Annotated in this window: 3 protein-coding genes; 2 read left to right on the forward strand and 1 reads right to left on the reverse strand. The window is 37.4% G+C overall.

Annotated features, from left to right (window positions below):
* On the forward strand, positions 1 to 1,198 hold a 1,198-nt coding region (locus Q0L68_RS18805), incomplete at its 5' end, for a molybdopterin cofactor-binding domain-containing protein (RefSeq protein WP_296705789.1).
* A gap of 55 nt (positions 1,199 to 1,253) precedes the next feature.
* On the opposite strand, the gene Q0L68_RS18810 is transcribed toward Q0L68_RS18805, so the two are convergent.
* The gene (locus tag Q0L68_RS18810; RefSeq protein ID WP_296705790.1) at positions 1,254 to 1,586 is read right to left on the reverse strand and encodes a hypothetical protein; all 333 of its coding nucleotides are present in this window, start codon (positions 1,584 to 1,586) and stop codon (positions 1,254 to 1,256) included.
* A gap of 107 nt (positions 1,587 to 1,693) precedes the next feature.
* Here Q0L68_RS18810 and Q0L68_RS18815 point away from each other — a divergent pair, with 107 nt between their 5' ends.
* Positions 1,694 to 2,839: a cysteine desulfurase family protein gene (locus Q0L68_RS18815; protein ID WP_296705791.1), complete on the forward strand. Its 1,146-nt coding sequence runs from the start codon at positions 1,694 to 1,696 to the stop codon at positions 2,837 to 2,839.
* Positions 2,840 to 2,980: the final 141 nt, after the last annotated feature.

A 2,980-nucleotide genomic window follows, 5' to 3' on the forward strand; every position in this document is an offset into this window, starting at 1 on the left:
AAATGCCGCTCAGGTAGTTACAGCTGAGTATCAGTGTCCATTCTTGTCTCATTCTCCTATGGAGCCGATGAATTTCTTTGCTCATGTAAAGGAGAATTCAGCAGAATTAATCGGCCCAACCCAAACTCCAGACCGTGCCGCCTCTGCCGCAGCTGAAATTCTTGGAATTCCGAAAGAAAATATCACTGTAGAGATCACTCGACTAGGTGGAGGCTTCGGAAGAAGATTAAGAGCAGATTTTGTGGAAGAAGCAGTGAAAGTTTCTAAAGCTATAAACGCACCGGTTAAAGTGACATGGAGTAGGGAAGATGATATTACTGGTGGAGCCTACAGACCTGCCGTTAGATACAGATTTGAAGCTGCATTGGATGCAAGTGGAAATATGATAGGGTATAAGTTGAAAGGTGCAGGAATAAACACTGGCAACAGTACTCGGCAAGATAACTTCCCATCTGGTGCTGTTGATAACGTTTTGATTGAAAGCGTAAATCATGAATCCAGTATTACAACTAATGCTTGGAGAGCTCCAATTACCAATTTCTTGGCTTATGCAGAGCAATCTTTCTTAGATGAAGTGGCTTTGGCAGCTAAAAAAGATCCTGTTCAATTCAGATTGGATTTACTCGAAAAAGCTAAAGCAAATCCTGTTGGAGGAGAATTAAGTTATAATCCTGACCGAATGATAGGAGTGATTAAAACCGTTGCTGAAAAATCAAATTGGGGTAAAAATCCAAATGTAAGCCAAGGTTTTTCTGTTTACTTCTCTCATAGAACTTATGTAGCTCAAGTTGCTGATATTGAGATGGAAAACGGATCTCCTGTAATGAAGAAAATTACAGCTGCAACTGATTGTGGAATGGTTATAAACCCAACTGGAGCAAATCACCAAGTAAGAGGTGGGATCGTGGATGGAATGGGACATGCCATGTATGGAAATTTAACTTTCGAAAATGGTCTTCCAACTCAAACTAATTTTGATAAATATCGATTGATTCGGATGAAGGAAGTTCCTCAAGTCGATGTACATTATGTTGCAAGTGGATATGATCCTACAGGTTTGGGTGAACCAGCTTTGCCACCTACCGGAGGAGCAGTTGCCAATGCTATATTTAAAGCAACTCAAAGAAGATTAAGGTCACAGCCATTTATAGAACAAAAAGAGTTTCAGGATATAAACCTAGAAATTCGTAGAGGGTAAAATTTAATTTTCCCATTCAAATTTCAAAAAGTGCCAATGAACATTGGCACTTTTTTTATATCTCATCATTTCCTCTTTCGGGCCAGTATGGCCCAATCAAAGTCAATTGATTCTGGGTTTTATCAATAATAAATTCAACTTTCATCTCTTCTCGCTTTTGTGAATGAATAGCTAGACAGGCATTGAAATGCACCAAATCAAACTCTAAGATTAGATTTCCAGAAAAATCTGTCAAATACTCAGCTTGCCGTTTTAATCGTACTTTTTCTGCAACTGCGCCTTCTCGTTTAAAATAATAAGAGAGAAAAATACCCAAATCCTTTTCTTCTTTATTTAAAAGTTCCTCTAGATTTTCTTCCTTAAATTTAAAAATCCATTTTTCCTGCATTTTAAAACTGTTTGAATTTTATATTCTTAAAAAGACTAAAAAGCCTGAAATTAGTTCCTCATATATAAAGCCTTTTTTACTTCAATTGAAACTTCTATTTTGATTACATGAATTACCCTATTTATTTAGATTATAACGCTACAACTCCTTGTGCTCCTGAGGTATTAGAAGAAATGCTTCCTTGGTTTAGTCAGCATTTTGGAAATGCAGCTAGTAAAAGTCATCCTTATGGCTGGGTAGCGGAAGAAGCAGTGGAGAAATCAAGAGAACAAATTGCCAATTTGATAGGAGCAAAGTCCAAAGAAATAATTTTCACTTCAGGAGCTACTGAAGCAATCAATTTGGCTATTAAAGGCATTTTTGAGATATATCAAGGAGAGAATCAACATTATATTACAGCTCAATCAGAGCATAAAGCTGTATTAGATTGCTTTGCAGATTTGGAAAAAAAAGGTGCTTCGGTTACTTACCTTCCCGTCAGTAGGGATGGTGAATTAGACCTGGAAACTTTAAAGTCCGCAATTCTTCCTGATACAAAGATGATTGCTTTGATGTGGGCAAATAATGAAACTGGAATCATTCATCCAATTAATGAAATCTCAAAAATTGCTGAAGAAAAAAGAATTATTCTTTTTACTGATGCGGTTCAAGCTGCAGGTAAAATCCCTATATCAGTCTCTGGAATTCATCTAATGGCAATTTCAGCACATAAATTTTATGGTCCTAAAGGAGTAGGAGCATTGTATATCCGTCATAACCATTTGCTCCCAAAACCACTTGGCCAAATCTCAGGAGGTGGACATGAAAAAGGATTCAGAAGTGGGACTTTAAATGTCCCTGGAATAGTTGGAATGGGTAAAGCAGCAGAATTGAAAATGGCAGAATTGGAATCTGAGTTTTCAAGACTTTCTTTACTTCGTAACCAATTGGAAGAAAGCCTATTGCAAATCGAAGGTACCATTTTGAATGGAAGTCAGGAAAATAGATTGCCCCATGTTACAAATATTGCATTTGAAGGAGTGGAAGGGGAAGATTTACTCAGAAAAGTATGCCAAAAAGTAGCAGTAAGTTCAGGTTCGGCATGTACTAGTATTTCCCCAAAACCCTCTCATGTACTTCAAGCAATGGGATTAGATCCTGATTTGGGAAGAGCGTCCATACGCTTTTCATTGGGAAGAAATACGACTGAACAGGAAATTTTGGATACTGTGGATTGGGTGAAAAAAGTGGTTTTAGAGTTAAGAAGACATTAATCCCTTTCAATTACGCCATGGTTTGGTGTTTGAAAACTGAAAATATCGTTTGATTAATACTTGAGCCGAGCCGCTGAGTAAAAAATTGCGTAGTTAAAACTTGGCGGGAGTCATCTATAAGTTCAAATCTCTCAAATCCGC

This window comes from Algoriphagus sp. (assembly GCF_024642405.1).
In the GTDB taxonomy this organism is placed as follows: domain Bacteria; phylum Bacteroidota; class Bacteroidia; order Cytophagales; family Cyclobacteriaceae; genus Algoriphagus.